This window comes from Arthrobacter sp. MAHUQ-56 (genome assembly GCF_019710585.1).
Lineage (GTDB): Bacteria > Actinomycetota > Actinomycetes > Actinomycetales > Micrococcaceae > Arthrobacter.
In genome coordinates, this window is the sequence record NZ_JAIFZQ010000020.1 from 970078 (window position 1) to 993662 (window position 23585).

The 23585-nt window shown below is 65.9% G+C and carries 22 protein-coding genes; all 22 read left to right on the forward strand.

The window, feature by feature from the left end; translation table 11 throughout:
* Positions 1–2: 2 nt before the first annotated feature.
* The 22 genes from thrB (at position 3) to K4G53_RS16990 (ending at position 23499) form a co-directional block, all read left to right on the forward strand.
* Positions 3–977: a homoserine kinase gene (gene thrB / locus K4G53_RS16885; protein ID WP_221386773.1), complete on the forward strand. Its 975-nt coding sequence runs from the start codon at positions 3–5 to the stop codon at positions 975–977.
* Between the two features lie 293 nt (positions 978–1270).
* Positions 1271–3406, forward strand: a complete 2136-nt coding sequence (gene rho / locus K4G53_RS16890) for a transcription termination factor Rho (protein WP_221386774.1) — start codon at positions 1271–1273, stop codon at positions 3404–3406.
* 138 nt (positions 3407–3544) lie between these two features.
* Complete coding sequence (gene prfA, locus K4G53_RS16895; RefSeq protein ID WP_221386775.1) at positions 3545–4618, forward strand: peptide chain release factor 1; 1074 nt, start codon at positions 3545–3547, stop codon at positions 4616–4618.
* Between the two features lie 10 nt (positions 4619–4628).
* Positions 4629–5498, forward strand: a complete 870-nt coding sequence (prmC, locus tag K4G53_RS16900) for a peptide chain release factor N(5)-glutamine methyltransferase (RefSeq protein ID WP_221386776.1) — start codon at positions 4629–4631, stop codon at positions 5496–5498.
* Positions 5499–5510: 12 nt separating this feature from the next.
* Positions 5511–6266, forward strand: coding sequence for an L-threonylcarbamoyladenylate synthase (locus K4G53_RS16905; RefSeq protein WP_308287908.1), 756 nt, complete (start codon positions 5511–5513; stop codon positions 6264–6266).
* Position 6267: 1 nt separating this feature from the next.
* Positions 6268–7179, forward strand: a complete 912-nt coding sequence (locus K4G53_RS16910; RefSeq protein WP_221386777.1) for a glycosyltransferase — start codon at positions 6268–6270, stop codon at positions 7177–7179.
* A 6-nt stretch (positions 7180–7185) separates the two neighbouring features.
* Entirely contained in the window at positions 7186–8148 is a 963-nt protein-coding gene (locus K4G53_RS16915) for a glycosyltransferase (protein ID WP_221386778.1), read from the forward strand.
* A 99-nt stretch (positions 8149–8247) separates the two neighbouring features.
* Positions 8248–10113, forward strand: coding sequence for a nucleoside-diphosphate sugar epimerase/dehydratase (locus K4G53_RS16920; RefSeq protein ID WP_221386779.1), 1866 nt, complete (start codon positions 8248–8250; stop codon positions 10111–10113).
* On the forward strand, positions 10110–11135 hold the full coding sequence (locus K4G53_RS16925; protein ID WP_221386780.1) for a glycosyltransferase family 4 protein: 1026 nt from the start codon (positions 10110–10112) through the stop codon (positions 11133–11135). Before K4G53_RS16920 ends, K4G53_RS16925 begins: the two co-directional genes overlap by 4 nt.
* Positions 11136–11234: 99 nt before the next feature.
* The gene (locus K4G53_RS16930; RefSeq protein ID WP_221386781.1) at positions 11235–11717 is read left to right on the forward strand and encodes a hypothetical protein; all 483 of its coding nucleotides are present in this window, start codon (positions 11235–11237) and stop codon (positions 11715–11717) included.
* Positions 11710–12048 carry an AtpZ/AtpI family protein gene (locus K4G53_RS16935; protein ID WP_221386782.1) on the forward strand — a complete coding sequence of 113 codons (339 nt, stop codon included), beginning with the start codon at positions 11710–11712 and terminating at the stop codon, positions 12046–12048. Before K4G53_RS16930 ends, K4G53_RS16935 begins: the two co-directional genes overlap by 8 nt.
* 81 nt (positions 12049–12129) lie before the next feature.
* A complete protein-coding gene (gene atpB, locus K4G53_RS16940; protein ID WP_221386783.1) occupies positions 12130–12930 on the forward strand; it encodes a F0F1 ATP synthase subunit A in 801 nt (266 codons plus the stop codon).
* A 109-nt stretch (positions 12931–13039) separates the two neighbouring features.
* The gene (gene atpE, locus K4G53_RS16945) at positions 13040–13243 is read left to right on the forward strand and encodes an ATP synthase F0 subunit C (protein WP_009356484.1); all 204 of its coding nucleotides are present in this window, start codon (positions 13040–13042) and stop codon (positions 13241–13243) included.
* A 51-nt stretch (positions 13244–13294) separates the two neighbouring features.
* Entirely contained in the window at positions 13295–13846 is a 552-nt protein-coding gene (locus K4G53_RS16950; RefSeq protein WP_221386784.1) for a F0F1 ATP synthase subunit B, read from the forward strand.
* Positions 13846–14673, forward strand: a complete 828-nt coding sequence (locus K4G53_RS16955; RefSeq protein ID WP_221386785.1) for a F0F1 ATP synthase subunit delta — start codon at positions 13846–13848, stop codon at positions 14671–14673. The genes K4G53_RS16950 and K4G53_RS16955 overlap by 1 nt, the downstream gene beginning before the upstream one ends.
* Positions 14674–14751: 78 nt before the next feature.
* On the forward strand, positions 14752–16389 hold the full coding sequence (atpA, locus tag K4G53_RS16960; protein ID WP_221386786.1) for a F0F1 ATP synthase subunit alpha: 1638 nt from the start codon (positions 14752–14754) through the stop codon (positions 16387–16389).
* Between the two features lie 73 nt (positions 16390–16462).
* Positions 16463–17350, forward strand: coding sequence for a F0F1 ATP synthase subunit gamma (locus K4G53_RS16965; protein ID WP_221386787.1), 888 nt, complete (start codon positions 16463–16465; stop codon positions 17348–17350).
* An 83-nt stretch (positions 17351–17433) separates the two neighbouring features.
* Positions 17434–18888, forward strand: coding sequence for a F0F1 ATP synthase subunit beta (gene atpD / locus K4G53_RS16970; RefSeq protein ID WP_221386788.1), 1455 nt, complete (start codon positions 17434–17436; stop codon positions 18886–18888).
* A 1-nt stretch (position 18889) separates the two neighbouring features.
* Positions 18890–19174 carry a F0F1 ATP synthase subunit epsilon gene (locus K4G53_RS16975; protein WP_018760117.1) on the forward strand — a complete coding sequence of 95 codons (285 nt, stop codon included), beginning with the start codon at positions 18890–18892 and terminating at the stop codon, positions 19172–19174.
* Between the two features lie 10 nt (positions 19175–19184).
* On the forward strand, positions 19185–19616 hold the full coding sequence (locus K4G53_RS16980; protein WP_221386789.1) for a DUF2550 domain-containing protein: 432 nt from the start codon (positions 19185–19187) through the stop codon (positions 19614–19616).
* Positions 19617–19621: 5 nt separating this feature from the next.
* Positions 19622–20932 carry an alpha/beta hydrolase family protein gene (locus tag K4G53_RS16985; protein WP_221386790.1) on the forward strand — a complete coding sequence of 437 codons (1311 nt, stop codon included), beginning with the start codon at positions 19622–19624 and terminating at the stop codon, positions 20930–20932.
* A gap of 32 nt (positions 20933–20964) precedes the next feature.
* The gene (locus K4G53_RS16990) at positions 20965–23499 is read left to right on the forward strand and encodes a bifunctional lysylphosphatidylglycerol flippase/synthetase MprF (RefSeq protein ID WP_221386968.1); all 2535 of its coding nucleotides are present in this window, start codon (positions 20965–20967) and stop codon (positions 23497–23499) included.
* Positions 23500–23585 lie beyond the last annotated feature (86 nt).

The following is a 23585-nucleotide window of genomic DNA, read 5'->3' on the forward strand; positions in this document are numbered from 1 at the left end:
CCTTGGACACCACCTCGCAGGCCGCCGTCGGACTGCAACTCATTGAGCCGGGCCAGCGCGTCACCGTGCGCGTCCCCGCCACCACGGCCAACCTGGGCCCCGGCTACGACAGCCTCGGGCTGGCCCTGGCACTGCATGACACCCTGACCGTCGAGAGCCTGGACACCGACGAACTGGTGTTCGACCTGCGTGGGGAAGGTGCCGAAACCCTGCCGCGCGACGCCAGCCACCTGGTGGTCCGGGCCATGGATACAGCGCTCGAACGGCTGGGGTACCGCCACGGCGGCCTGAAGGTGACTGCCGAGAACGTCAACCCGCACGGCCGGGGGCTGGGCTCCTCCGCCTCCGCGGTGGTTGCCGCCGTTTCGGCTGCCAACGCGATGGTTCCGGCCGAAAGCAGGCGCGGGAAGGACTGGATCCTCCAGCTCACCAGCGAACTGGAAGGCCATCCGGACAACGTCGCACCCGCCATTTTCGGCGGACTGGCGCTGTCATGGCAGGACAGTGAGCAGTACAGCAGCACCAGTGCGAACGTCGTTGAATCGGTCATTCCCATCGTTGCCGTCCCGAACTACGAGCTGTCCACCGAGGCGGCCCGTGCGCTGCTGCCCGCGTCGGTAGGCCACCACGCCGCCGCCATGAACTCCGGGCGCGCCGCGCTGCTGATCCATGCGCTCACCGCCAAACCTGAGTTCCTGCTGGCGGGCACCGAGGACTATCTGCACCAGAGCTACCGCGCCGAGGCAATGCGCCCCAGCGCAGCGCTGATCGGGGCCCTCCGCAAGGCAGGCTACGCGGCGGTGGTTTCCGGGGCCGGGCCCACCGTGCTGGTGCTCGCAAACGGCGCCGGCCAGGCCGCCGATGCCCTGGCCTTCATTGAAACCTTCACCGCAGCGAACACGCCCGACATCGGCTGGCGTGTTCTGAAGCTCGCAGTGGACGTTGAAGGTGCTAAGGTGGACTTGCACCGGCGGTAATTCCGCCTATCTGATCTGCTCCTGCATTCAGTTGCTTTTTGATCTACGACTGTGAATGTATTCCGGTGCCGCCTGCTTGGTCTGTCGCAGGAACCTGCAGCATCCAACTGCCCCTGAACCGTCAGCCCGGTGTTGCGCCACGGGCGCAGCGCAAGGTGAATCAGTATCCGGCCCTGCTGGCCGAAATCCAACCGGCAAGGCCGAAATCCCGGCTGCAGATCTGAACTGCAGCCCAGATCAAATCATCGCGTCCAGCTCCCAGTCTGGACGCCGTCGAGGGGGAAGGATCCTTCGTGACCGAAACCACTGAGCTGTCGCCAGCTGTGGAACTATCATCTTCTGCAGCCGGTGCGCCGGCTGCGACCGCCAAGAGCAGCGGCCTCGCCGGCCTCAAGCTCGCCCAGCTGCAGGCCCTCGCCAGCCAGCTCGGCATCTCCGGCGGATCCCGCATGCGCAAGGGGGACCTGGTCTCGGCCATCTCCGCGCACCGTGCAGGCACCCTGACCACCAAGGCCCCTGCCAAGGCAGCGGAGAAGGCCGCCGAAAGCCCCGTGGCTCCCGCGGCCGCGCCGGCGTCCGCTCCGGAGGCTGCAGCAGCTGAGGCCCCCGCCGCGGAAGGCACCCGTGCACGCGGTCGCGGCCGCAGCCGCCGGGCCGTCAGCGACGGCGTCGTTGCTCCCGCAACCGAAGCTCCCGCCGTCGAAATCGCCGCTGCACCTGCCGCCGGTGCCGAAGCGCCGTCGGCTGCTCCCGTGGAAGCCCCCGAGGCCGCCGAAGGTGCCGCCGAGCGCCGCCAGCCGCGCACCCGCAACCGCCGCCGCAGCGAATCAGCCGCAGCTTCCGTGCAGGAAGCACCGGCAGAAGCGCCCGCCGAGCAGCCCGCAGCTGACCAGCGCGGCGCCGAGCAGCGCACTGAAGCCGCACCCGCTGAAGCCGGCGACGCCGGACAGCGCACCGAGCGCCGCGAAGGCGGCCGCACCCGTGGCCGCGACAACGCCTCCCGCGACTCCGATGGAGGCCGCGACAACGCCGGCAGCCGCGAAGCCGGCCAGCGTGAAGGCGGCCGCGAGGGCCGCGACAACCGCGACAACGAGGATTCTGATGGCGGCAGCCGCCGAAACCGCCGCAACCGCCGCGACCGGAATGACCGTTCCGGCGGCCAGGACCGGGACAACTCCCGCAACGACCGCTTCCGCGACCGCAACGACCGCCGCCGTGGACGTTCGCAGGGACCGGACGTCGACGACGTCGAAATCACCGAGGACGACGTCCTGCTGCCGGTGGCCGGCATCCTGGATGTCCTGGAAAACTACGCGTTCATCCGCACCTCCGGCTACCTGCCCGGCCCCAACGACGTCTACGTCTCCCTGGCCCAGGTCAAGAAGTACAACCTGCGCAAGGGCGACGCCGTCGTCGGCGCCATCCGCGCACCCCGCGAAGGCGAGGACCGCAGCCAGCAGTCCAACCGCCAGAAGTTCAACGCCCTGGTCCGCGTCACCTCGGTGAACGGCAAGACCGCCGAAGAACTCAAGGACCGCGTCGAATTCGCCAAGCTGGTTCCGCTCTACCCGTCCGAGCGCCTGCGCCTCGAGACCGACCCCAAGAAGATCGGTCCCCGCGTCATCGACCTCGTGGCCCCGATCGGCAAGGGCCAGCGTGGCCTGATCGTGTCCCCGCCCAAGGCCGGCAAGACGCTGATCCTGCAGTCCATCGCGAACGCGATCACCACCAACAACCCTGAGGTCCACCTCATGATGGTGCTGGTCGACGAACGCCCCGAAGAAGTCACGGACATGCAGCGGACGGTCAAGGGCGAGGTCATTGCCTCCACCTTCGACCGCCCCGCCGACGACCACACCACCGTGGCCGAACTCTCCATCGAACGCGCCAAGCGCCTCGTGGAAATGGGCATGGACGTGGTGGTCCTGCTGGACTCCATGACCCGCCTGGGCCGCGCCTACAACCTGGCAGCACCGGCCTCCGGCCGCATCCTGTCCGGTGGTGTGGACTCCGCAGCCCTCTACCCGCCCAAGCGCTTCTTCGGCGCCGCCCGCAACATCGAAAACGGCGGCTCGCTCACCATCCTGGCCACCGCCCTCGTGGAGACCGGCTCCAAGATGGACGAGGTCATCTTCGAAGAGTTCAAGGGCACCGGCAACATGGAGCTCCGCCTGTCCCGCCAGCTGGCTGACAAGCGCATCTTCCCGGCCGTGGACGTCAACGCCTCCGGCACCCGCCGCGAAGAGAACCTGCTCTCGCCCGAGGAAGTCAAGATCATGTGGAAGCTGCGCCGCGTCCTCTCCGGACTCGAGACCCAGCAGAGCCTTGAACTGCTCACCAACAAGATCCGGGAAACCCAGAGCAACGTCGAGTTCCTCATGCAGGTCCAGAAGACGACGCTTGGTGCGAAGTCGGACAACGACAAATAGCTTTGCCCGGGGTGGGGTCGNNNCGCTCCGACAGGCCCGATGCCACTCCCTGGCCGGCAAAAAATGCGCCGACGGCCGCACGTCACCTGCCGCTGTGTGCGTCACTAGACTTGTACAAGTCGAAAGAGGTTTTCAAAAATGTTTGAGTCCGTACAGGGCCTGCTTGATGAGCATGATGCCATCCAGGCGCAGCTGGGGGATCCTGCTGTTTATGCCGACCAGCGGCTTGCCCGGAAGCTGGGGCGGCGGTCGGCTCAGCTCAATGGCATTGTTGATGCCTACCACAAGTGGGAGGGCCTCCGGGACGATCTTGCTGCCGCCAAGGAGATGGCTGCAGAGGATCCCGAATTCGCCGCCGAAGTGCCTGAACTGGAAGCTTCGCTGGAGGTGGCTGCGGCCAAGCTGCGCCGGCTGCTCATTCCGCGCGATCCTGACGACGCCCGCAACGTGATCCTGGAGGTCAAGGGCGGCGAAGGCGGCGACGAGGCTGCCCTCTTCGCCGGCGACCTGCTGCGGATGTACACCCGGTACGCGGAATCCCGCGGCTGGAAGACCGAGATCATCTCCGCCACGGAGTCGGACCTGGGTGGCTACAAGGACGTTCAGGTGGCCGTCAAGGGCAGCTCCAACGACCCCGCCGAAGGCGTCTACGCCCGGCTGAAGTTCGAAGGCGGCGTGCACCGGGTCCAGCGCGTCCCGGTTACGGAATCCCAGGGCCGCATCCACACCTCCGCCGCAGGCGTGCTGGTGCTCCCCGAAGTGGATGAGCCCGAAGAGCTCGAGATCAGCCCGAACGACCTCAAGATCGACGTCTACCGGTCCTCCGGCCCGGGTGGCCAGTCCGTGAACACCACCGACTCCGCCGTCCGGATCACCCACCTGCCCACCGGCATCGTGGTGGCCATGCAGAACGAGAAATCGCAGCTGCAGAACCGCGAAGCCGGCATGCGCGTCCTCCGTGCACGCATCCTGGCGCACCAGCAGGAGCAGATTGACGCCGCCAACTCCGAACAGCGGAAGTCCCAGATCCGCACTATGGACCGGTCCGAGCGCATCCGCACCTACAACTACCCCGAAAACCGGATTGCGGACCACCGCACCGGCTACAAGGCCTACAACCTTGACCAGGTCATGAATGGCGACCTGGAACCGGTCATCCAGTCCGCCATCGAGATGGACGAACAGGCGCGGCTGGACGCCATCGGCGACTAGCACCCGCGGCATGACGACAGGGCAAGGCCAGTCCCTCGCGGACGCCATCACCGAGGCAACCGCAGTCCTGCGGGATGCGGGGGTTCCCAGTCCCCGCGTGGACGCCGAACTGCTCGCCGACCACCTGCTGAAGGTGGGGCTCGGCCGGCTCCGCGCGCTGATTCTGGGCGACACGCCCGCGCCCGACGGCTACGCCGAACTCGTCGCCGAACGGGCTGGGCGGGTGCCGCTGCAGCACATCACCGGCGTGGCCCACTTCCGCTACCTCGAACTTGCGGTGGGCCCCGGTGTCTTCATTCCGCGCCCCGAAACGGAGTCCGTCGTGCAACTGGTCATCGACCACGTGCGCGGCATGGCCCGTCCGCGGATCGTCGACCTCGGAACGGGCTCTGGAGCCATCGCCGGTTCCATCGCCTCGGAAGTGCCGGGTGCGGAGGTGCACGCCGTGGAATACAGCGCCCTCGCGCACGCCTGGGCGTCAAAGAACCTCGCGCCCCTGGGCGTCAACCTCGTCCTGGGGGACCTGCGCAACGCGCTGCCGGAGCTCAACGGAACAGTCGACGTCGTGGTGTCAAACCCGCCGTACATCCCGGCCGAAGCCGTCCCCAACGAACCCGAAGTAGCCCTGCATGACCCGCCGGAAGCTCTGTACGGCGGGGGAGCGGACGGCATGGAACTTCCGACGGCGGCAGCGGCCTCCGCTGCCAGGCTCCTGCGTCCCGGGGGCTACTTCGTGATGGAGCACGCCGAAGTCCAGGCCGCCTGGATCGCCGCAATGCTCGGCAGGGGACCCTGGACCAGTATCAGCACGCATCTGGACCTCAACGGCAAGGAGCGCGCCACCAGCGCCGTCCTTGCCGGTCCGGACCACACGGAATGAAAGAATAGGCCTGTGACAACAACCTACGACTGCAGCACCGACGACCAGCGTGCCCAGGGACTTGAGCATGCACAGCGTGCCATCAGCGAAAAGAAGTGCGTGGTTCTCCCCACGGACACGGTGTACGGGATCGGGGCGGATGCCTTCTCGCCGCAGGCCGTCACGATGCTGCTGGTTTCGAAGGGACGCAGCCGCACCATGCCCCCGCCCGTGCTGATCCCCCGGATCAACGCCCTGGACGGCCTTGCCACTGAGGTCTCCGCTGATGCCCGCAAGCTAGCCGAAGCCTTTTGGCCCGGCGGCCTGACCCTGATCCTGCACGCCCAGCCGTCGCTGGACTGGGACCTCGGTGAAACCAAGGGAACGGTGGCGCTGCGGATGCCGGCGGACGATGTCGCCCTGGAACTGCTGACGCTCACGGGGCCGCTCGCCGTCTCCTCCGCCAACCGCACCGGCCAGGCGCCGGCCCAAACCGCCGCCGCCGCACGTGAGCAGCTTGCGGATTCCGTCGAGGTGTACCTGGAAGGGGGCCCCCGCCCCGTCGAGGGCGAGGCCGGCGTGCCGTCAACCATCGTGGACGCCACCGGCCCGCGCCTGCGCGTGGTCCGCAACGGGGCGGTCAGCCTGGACCAGCTCCGCGAACATGTGCCCGGTGTCCTTGGCCTGGGGGAGATCCCCATGGCGGAAGACCCCGATGCTCCGGAGGCGGAGGCAACCACCGCCGCCGGCAGCAGCGCCGTCAACACCGACAACCTTCCGGGGAACTGATATGCAGCCCAAAGTGGCCGTCGCGGCCGTAACGTTCGACCGCCACGAAGAACTCGGCCTGCTCCTGAAGGGCCTGGCCGCCCAGACCGCGCCGATCCACTCGATCGCCCTCGTGGACTCCGGCACCGTTCCGGCCACGGACGTCATCAAGGCCGGGGGAGCGAAGAACATCAACTACCTCCGGTCCGAGGCGAACCTCGGTGGTGCTGGCGGCTTCGCCTACGCCATCCTGGCCGCCATGGCCAGCGGCGCGGAGTGGGTCTGGCTGATGGACGACGACGGCCACCCGGAAGACGCCAGTTGCCTTGCCGAGCTGCTCCGGACGGCCGCCGAGCACCAGTTGGACATCGTCAGCCCGCTGGTCGCCGCCACGGCCGATCCCAACCGGCTCTCCTTCAACTTCCGCATCAACGGGCTGCTCACCAACGACCGGTCCCGCCTGGCGCCCATGGGCTACCTGCCCGACATGGTGCACTTTTTCAACGGGGCGCTGATCCGGACCGACGTCTTCTACAAGATCGGGATCCCGGACGTGAAGTTCTTCATCCGCGGTGATGAAGTGGACTTCCTGTCACGCGTGAAAAAAGCCGGGCTGAAGTACGGCACCCTGGCCACCGTGGCTGTGCAGCATCCCGCCACCTGGACCGAGATGAAGCCTGTGTTCGGCGGGTTCATCACCCCCGTCATTCCGGAGGGCGACTTCAAGCGTTACTGCTACTTCCGGAACCGGGGATACCTCACCCGGAAGTACCGGAACCTGCGCTGGTTCAGCGCCGACATCGTCGGTTTCCCCTACTACTTCCTCAAGACCGGGGACCTCAAAGGCCTGGCGAAATGGTTCCGGGCCTACTCCACCGGTTTCCGCGGCAAGGGCTTCGGCTCGCCCGCGGAACTGATGTCGGCCAACAGCTAGGCCGCCGTGGAGAACCTGTTCGCCGTCGTCGTGACCTACAACCGGGCCGACTTCCTGCAGAACCTGCTCGATTCCTTTGCCCGGCTCGGCACCGCCCCGGCGCGGATCCTCGTGGTGGACAACGCCAGCACCGACCATACGGCCCAAGTCGTCGCGCGTGCGGCGGATGCCGGCGGACCCCCGATCCAGTACGAACGGCTGGAGCGGAACGCCGGCGGCGCGGGAGGGTTTTCCCGCGGCGTGGAACTGGCGCTGGAGGCCGGCGCCGAATGGCTGTGGCTCATGGACGACGACGTCGAGGTACTCCCCGGCGCCGTGGAGGCCCTGGACAGGTTCACCCCGGACTACTCGTGCATGATCGGGCGACGGTACGACGCCAACGGCAAACCGTTCTTCTGGCAGCACCACTTCGTCGAGGCCCTGGGCATCTTCCTGCCCGTATCGCGCGATGTGTTCAAGCATTCCGACGTGTTCCGCACCAACGTGGGCAATTTCGAGGGAATGCTGATCCGTGCCTCCGTGGCCCGGTCCATCGGCCTGCCCGACCCCCGGTTCTTCATCACCTGGGACGACCTGATCTACGGCTGGCTCGCAGCGCAAAAGGCCCCGGTGGTGTACGTCAACGCTTTCGTCATCAGGAAAGTCCGCGCACAGCGGCAGGTGGACCTGGGCCTGCGGCACCTCAACGATTCCTCGGACCTGAGCCGCCGCTACGTCATGCGCAACCGGGGGCTCGTGGCGCAGTACCTGCGCGCCCACGGAAAGTACAACCGTGCCGGTTTTGCGGCCGGAACCGCCCTGACCTTCCTGAAGGAACTCGTCCGGCTGGTCCTCGTCGAACGGACCCTCAAGGGGGCCGGGGCGCTGTGGCAGGGGTGGCGCGAATCCCGCAGCATCCTCGCCGACGCCGGCTGGGCGCCGATGCCTGCCTTGCCCGCATATCCGGGGCGCGGCACCGGAAGAGATTAGTATCGTTCTAGGCCCCGGCGCCGTCCGACAGTGTTGCGGCGGGGTATTTTGAAACAGGCGCCTGGCCGCCGTGGTAGTGGAAGTCGGTTGCAATTTCCGTTGAGTACGAAATCTGAAACGCGCGCACCTGCCGCAGTACGGGACGAAAAGCCCGCCCTCTGGATCTGGATCCAGCTGTTCCTGGACTCCATGTCCTGGGTCGTGGCCATCGTCCTGGCGCTGCTGCTGCGCTACGAAATGGGCATCCGCGTCGAACAGTTCGCCGGCGCGCTGGTCATCTCCGCCATCGCCATTGTCGCGCAGGTGGGAGCAGGCTACTCCCTGGCCCTGTACCGGGGCAGGTACCCGTTCGGCAGCTTCCAGGAGGCCAGGGCCCTGGTCTTCGTCACCGTGATCGCCGCCGCCTCGATTACCGCCAGCCTGCTGGTCCTGTACGAAGCCATCAACATCGGCCGCAGCGTGGGCCTGATCGCTTTCCCCTTTGCCTGCCTGTTCATGTGCGCGGCACGCTATGCCAAACGGCTCTATGTGGAGGGCAAGGCCCGTCCCGGCGACGGGGCGCAGAACACCCTGATCTACGGCGCCGGCTTCCTGGGGAACTCGCTGGTGACCCGGATGCTGCAGGACCCCGACTCGCCGTACTTTCCTGTGGGCCTGGTCGACGACGATCCTGCCAAGAAGCACCTCCGCCTCTCCGGTGTCCAGGTGCAGGGCCGCGGCGACGACCTCCCCGCCATCATCCGCCGCACCCGCGCCACCGTCCTGGTCGTGGCCTTCGCCAACGTCGAAGCCTCGGTGGTCCGCCGCATCTCCGACGCCGTGGCTGGGCTGAACGTCCGTGTGCTCGTGCTGCCGCCCCTGCGGGACATGCTCGGCAGCGGTGCCCCTGCGGGTTTCTCCGACTTCCGCGACGTGGCCGTCGAGGACCTGATCGGCCGCCGCCCCGTCGACATCAAAGTGGATGAGATCGCCGGCTACATCAAGGACAAGCGCGTGCTGGTCACCGGCGCCGGTGGCTCGATCGGCTCCGAGCTCTGCCGCCAGATCGTGCAGTTCAGTCCTGCGGAACTGATCATGCTGGACCACGACGAAACGGGCCTGCAGCAGACCCAGATCTCCATCACCGGCCGCGGCCTGCTGGCCGGCCGCGACACCGTACTGGCCAACATCCGTGACGGTGAGGCCCTCCGGGACATCTTCGAGGACCGCCGGCCGGAAGTGGTGTTCCATGCCGCAGCCCTGAAGCATGCCCCGTTGCTCCAGCAGTATCCGGTCGAAGCCTGGAAGACCAATGTCTGCGGCACCCTGAACGTACTGCGCGCCGCCCAGCAGGCCGGTGTCTCGCACTTCGTGAACATCTCCACCGACAAGGCCGCGAACCCCACCACAGCCCTGGGCCACTCCAAGCGGGTGGCCGAAAAGCTGACAGCGTGGATGGCCGGCCAGACCGGCAGGACGTTCGTCTCCGTGCGCTTCGGCAATGTCATGGGCAGCCGGGGCTCGATGCTGCCCCTGTTCACCGAGCAGATCCGGGTTGGCGGTCCCGTCACTGTCACCGATCCCGACGTCACCCGCTTCTTCATGACGATCCCCGAGGCGTGCCAGCTGGTGATCCAGGCCGGTGCGATCGGCGCCGGCGGAGATGTGATGATCCTGGACATGGGCGAGCCGGTGCGGATCCTGGACGTTGCGCAACGCATGATTGCGATGTCGGGCCGGGACGTGGAGATCATCTACACCGGCCTGCGCCCCGGCGAGAAACTCCACGAGGAACTGGTGGGCACGGGCGAACTGGACGAACGGCCGCTGCATCCGAAGATTTCCCACACCCGCGCCACCGAGCAGGATCCGGACAAGCTGGACCTCCAGGTCTGGCTGGCCCGCTGCGAGGCTGAGCAAGGCAGCAACGTGGTTATTCCCGACGACGAGTCCGACGAAGCGGGCGAGATCCGGGTGGCGTCATGACGCCCTTGGTCCTCGTCGCCCTGATCACCCTGCTGGCCAGCCTGCTGCTTCCCTTTGCGGTGAAACCATGGCTGGTGCGGATGGGGGTCGTGGACGTCCCGTCGGCCCGCTCGTCGCACGTCAAAGTGACCATTCGCGGCATGGGTGTCGCCGCGGCGCTCGCCACGGCCATCGGCTACGGGGCCGCAGTGCTGCTGGGTGTTGTCACGGTGGACCGCTCGCTGTCCGCCGTCATGCTGGGGATCATTGCCGCGTGTGCCGTGGTGGGCTGGATCGAGGACCTGCGCGGCATGTCCATCCGGGGCCGGGCAGCTGCGCAGCTGGGCATCGGCGCTGTGGGTTCGGCGCTGCTGATCCTGCTCACCGGGCAGTCTTTCTGGTGGCTGCCGCTGGCTGCGGTCGCCATCGCTGCGTACGTCAATATCGCCAATTTCATGGACGGCGTCAATGGCATCTCCGGGTTGCACGGCGTCACGGCCGGCGGCGCTTACGCGGCGGCAGGGATGCTGTCAGAGCAGCCTTGGCTGACTGCAGGCGGAGCGGTACTGGCTATGTCCTTCCTCGGGTTCCTGCCGTGGAACCTGGGCCGGGGTTCGGTCTTCCTGGGCGACGTCGGCAGCTACCTGCTGGGCGCGTCCGTGGCGGCCCTTGCAGTGGCCGGCTTCCTGGGCGGCGTCTACGTCGAATACGTCCTCTCACCGATCCTGGTCTATGCCGCGGACACCGGCTACACCCTGCTGCGCCGGATCAAGGCGGGGGAGCGGTGGTACGCGTCGCACCGCGAACACGTCTACCAGCGCCTCACGGACGTCGGCTTCACGCACCTCCAGTCGGCTGCCACCGTGACGGCCTGCACCGCTGCCGTCATCCTGCTCGGGTTCATATCCGCCACGGCGCCGCTTCCCATCGTGGCCCTGTGCGTGGGCGCAAGCCTGCTGGTGCTCGTCCTCTACCTGGCCAGCCCCGACCTGATCCGCCGGTACCGGCGCCGGTCCAAGGTGACCCGCCTGCCGGTGACCTAGCCGTGTTCTATCTCGTGTAGAATTTGAGGGCAGCCCAAGCTGCCAATCCACCCCCAGCCTCCTGGCGATGTGCCATGTGGTGCCGACGATTGGGATCGAATGACCTCCAACGCCGAGTCCGGACCTGCATCCGGCCATCGCCCCGTTGGCGCTTCCGGTCCCACCCGTTCGCTCTGGCTGAACCTGCTGAGGCGCAGCTCCATCGCCGCCGTGGCCGGACTCGTGCTGTGCGCGGTCCCTGCGGGCCTCCTCAACGGAGGCAGCGGCGCCCTGTCCAGTCTCCTCGGAGGCCTGCTGGTGATGCTGTTCTTCGGCATCAGCCTGCTGGTGGGCCATTTCGTGGGACGGCACAACCCGTCCGGTGCGATCGGGATGTTCGTGGCTACCTACTTCATCAAGGTCGTCGGCTTCGCCGCCGTCCTGTTCGTCGTCGGTACCCCTGACTGGCTTGATGGCCGCTGGTTCGTCATCGGGGCAGTCGTCGCCGTCGTCCTGTGGCAGGCTGCCGAGATCCATGGTTTCAGCAAAGCCCGCCTGCAGATCTACAACGATCCAGAGGAGAAGGAGGCCCCCAATGCGTAACGCACGGAAAGGTGGGGCCGCCGGAAACGCCAACACGGGTTCCGGTCCATCCGCTCCCGGCGTTTCCGGGGACAACTCCGACGGCGGATACAACGCCGGCATGGCCGTCTTCAGCTACATCATTGGCGGAATCATCGTCTGGAGTTTGATAGGGTGGGGACTGGATTATCTGTGGGGAACGCGCTGGATTGTGCTCGCAGGCGCTCTGCTTGGAGCCGTCGGAGGTTTTTACCTTTCCCACATGCATGGCCTCACCAGTTCCCGCAAAAAAACTGGTGAGCGTCCTGCTGCCAGCGGGCCGTCCAAGGACGGCGACACGAATGCCAAATAATTTCACAGGGGGAACAGCAGGCCGCCAGGCCGTTGGTCCCCGCCCAACGCCCAATGATGGACACTGCAGAGAGGAAACGCGTTGATCGCGCTTGCGCTCCCGGCCCAAGATTCAGGAGAGTTCACTCCTCCTGGTATTAACGAAATGCATTTGCCGGCAATCCTGCCGTGGGGTGCCGCAGAGGGATTCTCCAAGCAGATGCTGCTGGTCCTCCTCTCTGTCGCTATTATCGCCACCTTCTTCGTGCTTGCCGCACGCAAGCAGCAGCTGGTGCCCGGCAAGCTCCAGTTCGCCGGCGAGGCCGCCTACGGCTTCGTCCGCAACGGCATCGCCAAGGACATCATCGGCGGCAGGGACTTCATCAAGTATGTCCCCCTGCTGTTCAGCCTGTTCTTCTTCATCCTGGTGAACAACATCTACGGAGCGATCCCGCTCATCCAGCTCCCCACGTTCTCCCACGTTGGCGGTGCCTACGTGCTGGCCGGGCTCGTCTACTTCACCTGGATCGCCATCGGCGTCAAGAAGAACGGCCTGCGCTACTTCAAGCTGGCCACCGTTCCCTCCGGTGTTCCGTGGTTCATCCTGCCAATCGTGATCCCCATCGAGATCATCTCCAACTTCCTGGTCCGTCCCGTGACGCACAGCCTCCGTCTGTTCGCCACGATGCTCGCAGGCCACCTCATCGTGATGATCGCCGGATCCGGCATCGAGTTCCTGGTCATGCAGGAGAACGTCCTGCTCAAGGGCACCTCCGTGCTGGTGCTGGCCGGGGCCATCGCCATGTACATGCTTGAAGCCCTGATCATGGTCCTGCAGGCCTACGTGTTCACGCTGCTCACCGCGATCTACATCGAAGGTGCCCTGCACGCCGACAGCCACTAGGCCAACGCCACCGGGAGCCCGGCTCCGGCGGCACTTACAGAATTCCCCTCGCGGGGATGAAGCAACCCAAACAACCTGCCACATGGGTGGCATCTTGAAAGGAAGAAAAATGGAAGGCAATCTCAACCTCGTAGGTTACGGTCTGTCCGCAATCGGCGGTGGTATCGGTGTTGGCCTCGTCTTCGCTGCCTACATCAACGGCGTTGCACGCCAGCCTGAGGCGCAGCGCGTGCTGCAGCCGATCGCGTTCCTTGGCCTTGCGCTGACCGAAGCCCTCGCCATCCTCGGCCTGGTCTTCGCCTTCGTTCTCTAGTCCTAGAGCGAAGCGAACTTTCAGAACCGAGTAGAAAAGGACGGGTGAAACATGAATCAGCTGATCATCTCAGCCGCCACTGAGGGCGAAGTCAACCCCCTGATGCCCAATCTCTGGGAAATGGGCGTTGTCCTCGTGGGCTTCCTCATCCTCTTGTTCATCGTGGTCAAGTTCGTTGTCCCGATGTTCGAAAAGACCTTCGCCGAGCGTGCCGAGGCCATTGAAGGCGGCATCGCAAAGGCTGAAAAGGCCCAGGCTGAGGCGTCTGCTGCACTCGAAGAGTACAAGCAGCAGCTGACCGACGCCCGCACCGAAGCAAACCGCATCCGTGAGGAAGCCCGCGCCGAAGGTGCACAGATCCTTGCGGACCTCAAGGAGAAGGCTGCTGCCGAGTCTGCCCGCATCACTGCGCAGGCCCACGCACAGATCGAGTCCGAGCGCCAGGCGGCCGTTGTGTCCCTGCGCGCCGAGGTAGGCACCCTGGCCACCACCCTTGCCGGCCGCATCGTGGGCGAAGCGCTCAACGACGACGAGCGTGCAGCACGGGTTGTTGACCGCTTCCTGGCAGATCTGGAGACCCAGAACGCAGGTGCAGCTAAGTAATGGCAGGCGTATCGAGCGAATCGCTGGCAACAGCGCTGACCGCGCTGGAGGCCAAGCTTCCTACCGCGTCGCTGCAGCTGGCAAAGGAACTCTTCGGAATCCTGGAAATGGTGGACAGCTCGGCTGGCTTGCGTCGTGCCCTGACTGATCCGTCCCGGAACGGTGACGAGAAGTCGGCGCTGGTCAGGAAGCTGGTTGGCGGAAAAGTCTCCGCTGATGCCGCAGAGATCGCAGGCGGATTGGCCAGTTCACGCTGGGCATCGGCGCGGGACATCGGCGATGCACTCGAGACTCTTGCCGCAACGGTGGTCATTTCCGTTGCTGAAAACAAGTCGGCCGTTTCTGCCTCCGGCATCACTGGCCTGGAAGAGCTGGAGAACGAACTGTTCTCCTTCAACCAGGCTGTGGCTTCCAGCCACGAGGTACAACGTGCTCTGTCCGAACCGCAGGCCAGTGCCGCCGCCAAGGCTGCGCTTGCCGAAAAGCTGGTGCCCGGGGCCAGTGAGGAAGCCAAAGTCCTCATCACCCAGGCGGTCACCCAGCCCCGCGGCATCAAGGCCACGCGCCTTGTGGAACGGTTCGCCGAGCTGGCGGCCAAGCGGCAGCAGCGCTGGATTGCAACGGTCAGCGTGACCCGCCCCCTGACGTCAACGCAGCTGACCCGCCTCCAGGCGGGCCTGAACGCGCTGTACGGGCGGGAACTGAAGGTCAACGTCAACGTTGACCCGGCACTCATTGGCGGCATCCGCGTCCAGGTCGGTGACGAAGTGCTCGACGCTTCGGTGATTGCCCGGCTGAACGAGCTGCAACGCCAGCTGGCCGGCTAGCCGGACAAGCACAACCAAACTGATAGAAACCCCGGTCATCTAACGGTGATCACAAAAACAGGAGAGCAGGGACTGCAGATGGCCGAATTGACCATCAACGCCGACGACGTCCGTAATGCGCTGAACGAGTTCGCGGCGTCCTACGAACCCGGAAACGCAGAGCGCGTAGAGGTCGGCCGCGTAACCACCGCTAGTGACGGCATCGCCCGTGTTGAGGGCCTTCCCTCGGTCATGGCGAACGAGCTGCTGCGCTTCGAGGACGGCACCCTGGGCCTGGCCCAGAACCTTGACGTCCGCGAAATCGGCGTCATCGTCCTCGGTGACTTCACCGGCATTGAAGAAGGCCAGGAAGTCCACCGCACGGGACAGGTTCTGTCCGTCCCCGTCGGTGACGCCTTCCTCGGCCGCGTGGTCGACCCGCTGGGCGTGCCCATCGACGACCTCGGCGAGATCAAGGCTGAAACCACCCGCGCGCTGGAGCTCCAGGCTCCCGGCGTGACCCAGCGCAAGTCGGTTCACGAGCCGATGCAGACCGGCCTGAAGGCCATCGACGCGATGATCCCGATCGGCCGCGGCCAGCGCCAGCTGATCATTGGCGACCGCCAGACCGGCAAGTCCGCCATCGCGATCGACACCATCATCAACCAGAAGGCCAACTGGGCTTCCGGTGACGTGACCAAGCAGGTCCGCTGCATCTACGTCGCCATCGGCCAGAAGGCGTCCACGATTGCCGCCATCCGCCAGACCCTCGAGGACAACGGCGCGCTGGAATACACCACCATCGTGGCGTCTCCCGCTTCCGACCCCGCAGGCTTCAAGTACCTGGCACCGTACGCCGGTTCGGCCATCGGCCAGCACTGGATGTACGGCGGCAAGCACGTCCTGATCGTGTTCGATGACCTGTCCAAGCAGGCAGAGGCCTACCGCGCAGTGTCGCTGCTGCTCCGCCGCCCGCCGGGACGCGAAGCCTACCCGGGCGACGTCTTCTACCTGCACTCCCGCCTGCTGGAGCGTTGCGCCAAGCTTTCCGATGACCTCGGTGCCGGTTCCATGACGGGCCTGCCGCTGATCGAGACCAAGGCGAACGACGTGTCCGCCTACATCCCGACCAACGTCATCTCCATCACCGACGGCCAGATCTTCCTGCAGTCGGACCTCTTCAACGCCAACCAGCGTCCCGCTGTTGACGTGGGTGTGTCCGTGTCCCGCGTGGGTGGTGCCGCCCAGGTGAAGTCCATGAAGAAGGTCTCCGGTACCTTGAAGCTGGACCTGGCCCAGTACCGCGACATGCAGGCGTTCGCCATGTTCGCGTCCGACCTGGACGCCGCATCCCGCCAGCAGCTGACCCGTGGCGCCCGCCTGATGGAACTGCTCAAGCAGGGCCAGTACTCGCCGTTCCCGGTCGAGGACCAGGTTGTGTCCATCTGGGCCGGCACCAACGGCTACCTGGACGACGTTCCTGTCGAGGACATCAGCCGCTTCGAGGCTGAGTTCCTGGAGCACCTGCGCCACAAGTCCTCGATCCTCACCACGCTGGCCCAGACCAACGTGCTGGACGACGACACCGTTGCCGCTCTGAAGTCCTCGATCGTCGACTTCAAGAAGGGCTTCTTCGGCGAGGGCGACAACCAGCTGGTAGGCGCCGGCCACGAGGAGCATGAAGCTATCTCCGAGGGCGACGTTGACCAGGAAAAGATCGTCAAGCAGAAGCGCTAGTTCCGCATCGTCCGGGTGTGCCGGGCCGCAAGGCCCGGCACACCCGGCGACGGAATGTTAGGAAAGGATAAGTATGGGAGCCCAGATCCGGGTCTACCGCCAGAAGATCAGCTCGACCACGTCGATGCGCAAGATCTTCAAGGCGATGGAACTGATCGCTACCTCGCGCATCGGGAAGGCCCGTGCGCGCGTAGCAGCTTCACTGCCTTACGCGAACGCGATCACGCGCGCCGTTTCTGCTGTCGCCAGCCAAAGCGAAATCGACCACCCGCTGACCACTGAGCCCGCGCAGATCCGCCGCGCCGCCGTCCTGGTAATCACCTCGGACCGCGGCCTGGCCGGTTCCTACTCGGCCAGCGTCCTCAAGCAGGCGGAAGGTCTCAACGAGCTGCTCCACGCCGAAGGCAAGGAAGTCAAGACCTACCTCGTGGGCCGCAAGGCCCAGGCCTACTTCGATTTCCGGAGCCGCGAGTATGCGCGGGTCTGGACCGGAGGAACCGATGCCCCCGAGTTCGGCACCGCCCGCGAAATCGGCGAAGCGCTGCTGAACGACTTTGCGGCTGACTTCGAAGACGGCGGCGTGGACGAAATCCACGTTGTCTACACCCGCTTCAAGTCGATGGTTACCCAGGAGCCCACGGTCATCCGCCTCCTGCCGCTGGAAGTAGTGGAAGAGCAGGCTTCCGAATCGGATCTGCTGCCGCTCTACGAGTTCGAGCCGGAAACCGAGCAGGTCCTTGACGCGCTGCTGCCGCGCTACATCGAGGCACGCCTGTTTGCAGCAATGCTGCAGGCCGCCGCATCCGAGCTGGCTGCCCGCCAGCGGGCGATGAAGTCGGCAGGCGACAACGCAACGGACCTGATCAAGAAGTACACGCGTCTGCGCAACACGGCCCGCCAGGCCGAAATCACGCAGGAACTCTCCGAGATTGTTGCCGGCGCCGACGCCCTCGCGTCGTAACGTCTGCCGCCCTCGGTTCCGCTGGACCTGCACCACCACAGATAAACTTAACCCCACGCCATCTACTGAGTGAAGTGAGAGAGATGACTGCCACTGCTACCGAACACGTAGCCGCAACGTCCGGTGCTACCGGCCGCATTGCGCGCGTAATCGGCCCGGTTGTCGACGTCGAATTCCCGGCTGACGCAATCCCGTCCATCTACAACGCACTCACCACCGAGATCACTCTCAACGGTGAGACCAAGACCATCACGTTCGAGACCTCCCAGCACCTGGGTGACAACCTCGTCCGCGCCATCTCCCTGCAGGCCACCGACGGACTCGTCCGCGGCACGTCCGTAGTGGACAGCGGTGCCCCGATCTCCGTGCCTGTCGGCGACGGCGTCAAGGGCCACATCTTCAACGTCCTGGGCCAGCCCCTCGACGTTGCCGAGTCGGAACTGGAGATCAGCGAACGCTGGCCCATCCACCGCAAGGCACCGAGCTTCGCTTCGCTCGAAGGCTCCACCGAAATGCTCGAGACGGGCATCAAGGTCATCGACCTCCTCACCCCCTACATCAAGGGTGGAAAGATCGGCCTGTTCGGCGGCGCCGGCGTGGGCAAGACCGTTCTGATCCAGGAAATGATCACCCGTGTTGCCCGCAACTTCGGTGGTACTTCCGTCTTCGCCGGTGTCGGCGAGCGTACCCGTGAGGGCAACGACCTCTGGGTTGAAATGGAAGAGGCAGGCGTCCTCAAGGACACCGCCCTTGTCTTCGGCCAGATGGATGAGCCGCCGGGAACGCGTCTGCGGGTGGCCCTGTCCGCGCTGACCATGGCGGAATACTTCCGCGATGTCCAGAACCAGGACGTGCTGCTCTTCATCGACAACATCTTCCGCTTCACCCAGGCAGGTTCCGAGGTTTCCACCCTGCTGGGCCGCATGCCGTCCGCCGTGGGCTACCAGCCCAACCTGGCTGACGAGATGGGCCTCCTGCAGGAGCGCATCACGTCGACCAAGGGCCACTCCATCACCTCGATGCAGGCCATCTACGTCCCCGCTGACGACTACACCGACCCGGCTCCGGCCACGACCTTCGCACACCTGGACGCGACCACGGAACTGTCCCGTGAAATCGCCTCCCGTGGTCTGTACCCGGCCGTTGACCCGCTGACGTCCACCTCGCGCATCCTGGACCCCCAGTACATCGGCAAGGACCACTACAACACGGCCGTCCGTGTGAAGCAGATCCTGCAGAAGAACAAGGAACTCCAGGACATCATCGCCATCCTCGGTGTCGATGAACTCTCCGAAGAGGACAAGATCGTCGTGTCGCGTGCACGCCGCATCCAGCAGTTCCTGTCGCAGAACACCTACACCGCGAAGCAGTTCACCGGTGTCGAAGGCTCCACGGTCTCCATCAAGGACACCGTCGAAGGCTTCGCCGCGATCTGCGACGGCGACCTCGACCACATCGCGGAGCAGGCGTTCTTCAACGTCGGTGGCCTCGATGACGTTGAGCGCCAGTGGGCCAAGATCCAGGAACAGACCAAGTAATATGGCTGAGCTTGAGGTTGAGATTGTCGCAGCGGACCACTTCGTGTGGTCCGGAGCGGCCAAGATGGTCAAGGCCCGCACCAGCGATGGTGAAATCGGAATCCTGCCCGGCCACTCGCCCCTGCTGGCGATCCTGGCCGAAGGTGAGCTGGCAATCCAGCCGGTTTCCGGGGACCGTATTGCGGTAGATGTCGACGGCGGATTCTTCTCCGTCGACAACAACCGCGTGGTTATCGTTGCTGACAACGCCCAGCTGGGCGGCTCGGCTACCGCTGGGATCCGCTAGCACGACCTTGATGGACGCAGCAGATTTTCCGTTCATCGCCTTGGCAGTCACTTTCGGATTGCTGATTTTTGCACTGTGCCTTTCGGGGGTGCGCCGCTTCAACCTGCGGCGTGCCCTCGGCACCGTGGACGCCTCCATTTGCATGGCTGGAAACAGCTGGCAGATGGGGGTTTGTCGTTATCAGGACGACTGCCTTGAATGGTTCCGGCTGATCTCCCTGAGCGTGCGGCCCAAACACACCTTCAGGCGCAGTTCCCTGGAACTGCTGGGCCGACGGCAACCTACGGAGGCGGAAGCTGTGAAGGTGCAGCCGAACGTGGTGATTGTCGAACTGCGCTATGAGGGACAGGACCTGCGTCTGGCCATGAAGTTCGATGCCTACACCGGCCTGTCATCCTGGCTGGAAGCGGGACCCGTCATCGGCGTGGGCACCTGGCGCTAGCCAACGTGGACTGGTTTTCAGACATCCGGCTCACGGACGGGCCACTGTACTGGTCCGTCCTGGTATTGGGAACAGGCGCCGCAGCCTTGCTCCTGGTGCCGCCCCGGTGTGCCCCGGCGAGGCTGTGGCTCGCCCGGATCGTTGTTGCGGCCGGCGCAGCGTTCGCGCTGGTGGCAACCGTGCACTGGGCCCTCATCAATGTCTTTACGGTCTTTCCGGAAGACCTGCCGGATCCCGTGCTGATGTGGCTGGTGCCGGCCGTTACGGCCCTCCTCCTGGCCCTGCTCCGGCTGCCGCGGACCAATTGGCCTGGACGCGGGGGAGTAATCCTGGCCGCACTGCTGGTGGTGCTGCTTTCGGCCCTCCAGATCAATGCCTACTTCGGGCTGAACCGGACCGTCAGTGACCTGATGGGGACCGCCCTGGCCCGCATCCCGGCCCTGGAGCAGGACCTCATGCGCCGCTCCGGCGAGTCCGACGGCGTGCCGCTGCAGGGATGGAAGCCCGACGGCGAGCTGCCGGCCGGGGGAGTCCTCCGCAAATCCCCGATCCCCGGCACCTCGTCCGGGATGAACAACCGTGACGCCTACATTTACCTGCCCCCCGCCTATTTCGCGCGCAACCGTCCCGCCCTCCCGGTCCTGGTCCTGGTGGCCGGCCAGCCCGGTGGCCCCGCGGACTGGCTGACCGGAGGCGCCATCCGGGGGCATCTGGATTCCTTTGCAGCGGCCCACGGCGGGCTGGCACCGGTAGTGGTGATCCCCGACCCCAACGGCTCACAGTCGGCCAACACCATGTGCATGGACAGCAAGATCGCCAAGGCGGACACCTACCTGTCGCAGGACGTGCCGCGCTGGATCAGTTCCACCCTGGCCATCGATACCAACCACAGCCACTGGGCAGTGGGCGGATTCTCCTTCGGGGGAACGTGTGCCGTGCAGATGGGCACCAGGCATCCTGACGTCTTTGCGGACGTCCTGGCCTTCTCCAGTGAAGCGGAGCCTGCCATAGCCAAGGAGCGGCAGAAGACCATAGACGCCTCCTTCCCGGGAAATCCGGAGGAATTCACCCAACAGCTGCCACTGGAGATCATGAAACACCAACGGTTCGAGGCCAGCGGCATGTACCTGACCGCGGGCCAGAACGACCCCGAATTCGTGGGGTACCTCCACACCCTGGCCACCGCCGCGGAGGGTGCCGGCTTCACCGTGCGCGCGTACGAGGTTGAACACACCGGCCATTCCTGGGATACCTCGTCGAAACGGATAGCGGATGCCTTGCAGTTCCTGGCCGACCGGTGGAGGATGCAGCCGTGAATGTCCCAACCAGGGACCGTACGGTCACCCTGATGTGGTCCAGCGTGGGCCGCCCGGCGCTCCGGCAGGCCCTGGTCACGCTGAGATCGATGCCGCTCACCCTGGGTGTCCTTGCCGCCTTCCTCGCAGCCGGTGCCGTGACGGGCAGTTACCTGGACGGGCCGCCCGAGAGGCTCCTGTGGCTGGCCTCCGTCAGCGGCCCGGACCTGCGGGCCGGCAACTGGTGGCAGCTGTTCACCAGCATCTTCTTCGCCACCAATCCGCTCGCGTACCTGACCGCGTCCCTCATGATCGTCCTGTTGCTGGGACTGGCCGAGCGCAGGCTGGGCCGGCGCGCCGCCGTCGGACTGTTCTTCGGCGGCCAGTTCGCCGCCGTGACCCTCTTCCTGCTGGTCACCCAGCTGGCAGTCTATGGCGGTGATGGGTGGCTGGACAGGATGGTCAACGACCGCCTGATCGGGCCCTACGCTCCCGTTCTTACCGCGGGTTTGGCTGCCAGCGCCCGGATCCCCCTTCTCTGGCAGCGTCGGCTCCGTACCGCGGTGCTCTCGATCTCGATCCTGCTGGTCCTCTATGTGGGGCACGCCGAGACTGTCATCGGCCTGATCGGTGCGCTCCTGGGCCTCCTTGCCGGCTGGTGGATCCAAGGCGACCAGGGACGGCTGCACCGGCACCGGTCCACCGGCCGCGAGACGAGGAACCTGCTGGCGCTCACCGTGGCCGTTTTTGCCGTGGGGCCGATCCTGACCGGGATCACGCGGGCTCCCACCGGTCCTCTGGCCCTGCTGCGCGATGTGGTGCTTAGCCCGATGCCCACCCTTAGCCAGCTGGTGTTCAACTGCGGCGCCACCGTGGATCCCTCCTGCCTCGAGACGGGCCGTGCCGGGTTTGCGGGGCCGTTCGGACTGGCGCTGGCCATTGTCCCTGTCATCCTGCTGCTGATCTGCGCGGACGGCATGCGCCGCGGCCGCAGGCTGGCGCTGAACATCGCGCTTGCCATCCAGCTGGCGGTGACAGCCCTGGCGACTGTGTACCTCACCCTGTTCGCGCTGGTCCCGTCACGGCTGCAGGGTCCGCACGCCACGCCCCTGGCCTCCGCCTTCGCCCATGTGCTGCCCCTCGTTGTGGTGCCGTTGCTGCTGTCGGTGGTGCTGTGGCTCAACCGCCGGCAGTTCCGCGTGCAGACCCAGCCGGGAGCCCGGCGAACGCTTGGCGTGGTGGTGGGCGGGACCTGGCTGACCCTTGCCAGTTTCTACACCGTTGCCTGGCTTGGTTCCGGCGGCCTGGCCCGCGACGGGGGAGTGCTGGGACTGCTGGCCGAACTGGCCCGGCAGTATGTCCCGGTGCCCATTCCGCAGAACTTCCGCCGGGTCTTCGGGGCCCGGGACAGCGCCGAGGCGTTCCTCTTTGCCTACTCCGGCCCCATCTTCTGGCTCGTCACCCTGGCGGCGGTGTGGTGGGTGCTCGTCGGCCGCCACCACGGGCACGTCTTGGGCGGGCAGGACAGGGACCGGGCGCGGGAACTCCTCCACCAGGGCGGTGGTCCGCTGTCCTGGATGGCGCTGTGGGAGCCCAACACCTACTGGTTCAGCCCTGACGGCAAAGGCGCGGTGGCGTTCCAGCAGCATGGCACGGTGGCGCTGACCCTGGGCGGGGCCTTCGGGGACCGCCGGGCAGAGCAGGCGGTCACGGAGGGATTCCTGTACTATTGCCGCAGCCAGGCGCTGATACCTGCGCTGTACTCCTGCGACGACACCCTGTGGCCAGTCCTGCGTGAGCGGGGCTATTCGCGGGTGGCGGTGGCACAGGAGACGCGGCTTGCCCTGCACGAGCTCGAGTTCAAGGGCAAGGAATGGCAAAACGTCCGCACGGCGCTGAACCGCGCGGCCAAGCTGGGGGTCGAGGCTGTGTGGGGCTCGTACCACTCGCTGCCCGCAGCGCTGCGGTCCCGGTTGAATGAAGTATCCGAGGAATGGGCAGCCGGGAAGTCGGTTCCCGAGATGGGCTTCACGTTGGGCGGTGTGGACGAGCTCGATGACGAGGAGGTCCTGTGCTGCCTGGCCGTGGACGGCAACGGGACGGTGCACGGGGTGACCAGCTGGCTTCCCGTGTACGACGGCGGGCGGCTGGTCAGCAGGACACTTGACGTCATGCGCCGGGGTACCGAGGGATTCCCCGGCGTGATGGAATTCCTGATCGCCTCCGCAGTGCTGGAGCTGCGTGATTCCGTGGAGGTGATTTCCCTGTCGGGTTCACCGCTGGCCAGCAGGCCGGAGGTCCCGGCGGAGGCGGGCGCGGACGGCGGGGCAGGCGAAGGCGCCCGCGACGAGGAGGCGGAGAACCTGGTCCGGATCCTGGATCTGGTGGGCCATGCCCTGGAACCTGTCTACGGGTTCCGCTCGCTCGCGGCCTTCAAGTCCCGGTTCAAGCCGGAGTACCGTGCGCTCTACCTGTACTACCAGGACCCGCTGCACCTGCCGGCGATCGGCAGGGCCCTCACCCGCGCCTACCTCCCCGGACTTTCCCTGGCCCAGGGGGCCCGCCTGGTGCGGAAACTGGTCTCGTAACGGAAATGGTCCCCCGGCGCATACGCCGGGGGACCATCTTCTCCGCTGACGGCCGCATGCGGCGGCCGGACGGGTAAGGCTGACGG

Excerpts from the sequence above, each read along its gene's own strand:
- prfA (WP_221386775.1), top strand. The coding sequence starts at position 3,545 with ATGTTTGAGTCCGTACAGGGCCTGCTTGATGAGCATGATGCCATCCAG.
- prmC (WP_221386776.1), top strand. The coding sequence starts at position 4,629 with ATGACGACAGGGCAAGGCCAGTCCCTCGCGGACGCCATCACCGAGGCA.
- K4G53_RS16910 (WP_221386777.1), top strand. The coding sequence starts at position 6,268 with ATGCAGCCCAAAGTGGCCGTCGCGGCCGTAACGTTCGACCGCCACGAA.
- K4G53_RS16925 (WP_221386780.1), top strand. The coding sequence starts at position 10,110 with ATGACGCCCTTGGTCCTCGTCGCCCTGATCACCCTGCTGGCCAGCCTG.
- K4G53_RS16930 (WP_221386781.1), top strand. The coding sequence starts at position 11,235 with ATGACCTCCAACGCCGAGTCCGGACCTGCATCCGGCCATCGCCCCGTT.
- K4G53_RS16935 (WP_221386782.1), top strand. The coding sequence starts at position 11,710 with ATGCGTAACGCACGGAAAGGTGGGGCCGCCGGAAACGCCAACACGGGT.
- atpE (WP_009356484.1), top strand. The coding sequence starts at position 13,040 with ATGGAAGGCAATCTCAACCTCGTAGGTTACGGTCTGTCCGCAATCGGC.
- K4G53_RS16950 (WP_221386784.1), top strand. The coding sequence starts at position 13,295 with ATGAATCAGCTGATCATCTCAGCCGCCACTGAGGGCGAAGTCAACCCC.
- K4G53_RS16955 (WP_221386785.1), top strand. The coding sequence starts at position 13,846 with ATGGCAGGCGTATCGAGCGAATCGCTGGCAACAGCGCTGACCGCGCTG.
- atpA (WP_221386786.1), top strand. The coding sequence starts at position 14,752 with ATGGCCGAATTGACCATCAACGCCGACGACGTCCGTAATGCGCTGAAC.
- K4G53_RS16965 (WP_221386787.1), top strand. The coding sequence starts at position 16,463 with ATGGGAGCCCAGATCCGGGTCTACCGCCAGAAGATCAGCTCGACCACG.
- atpD (WP_221386788.1), top strand. The coding sequence starts at position 17,434 with ATGACTGCCACTGCTACCGAACACGTAGCCGCAACGTCCGGTGCTACC.
- K4G53_RS16975 (WP_018760117.1), top strand. The coding sequence starts at position 18,890 with ATGGCTGAGCTTGAGGTTGAGATTGTCGCAGCGGACCACTTCGTGTGG.
- K4G53_RS16980 (WP_221386789.1), top strand. The coding sequence starts at position 19,185 with ATGGACGCAGCAGATTTTCCGTTCATCGCCTTGGCAGTCACTTTCGGA.
- K4G53_RS16990 (WP_221386968.1), top strand. The coding sequence starts at position 20,965 with ATGTGGTCCAGCGTGGGCCGCCCGGCGCTCCGGCAGGCCCTGGTCACG.